Here is a 203-nt window from a genome sequence, read left to right as displayed (position 1 = left end):
ATTTCAGCACAAGATTCAGTCGAGCTTGATAACACCGCAGCAATCACAACCAGCATTGATAAAACCGCCGATGGCGTGATTAATGGTAATGGCGAAAGTGCCGCCATGGTTGTGCGTGGGACAGTAACCGATGTAGAAGATGGCCAAACCGTGACGGTGATCATCAGTGATGGCACAAACCAAGTTGAAACCACGGCGCTTGT

The 203-nt window shown here is 49.3% G+C and carries 1 protein-coding gene; it reads left to right on the top strand.

The window, feature by feature from the left end:
* Positions 1–203, top strand: a 203-nt coding sequence (locus AN393_RS20385) for a hypothetical protein (RefSeq protein WP_161804190.1), incomplete at both ends; no start/stop codon positions are given.

This window comes from Pseudoalteromonas sp. P1-25 (genome assembly GCF_001401805.1).
In the GTDB taxonomy this organism is placed as follows: domain Bacteria; phylum Pseudomonadota; class Gammaproteobacteria; order Enterobacterales; family Alteromonadaceae; genus Pseudoalteromonas.
This window is presented reverse-complemented; position numbering and strand designations above follow the sequence as displayed.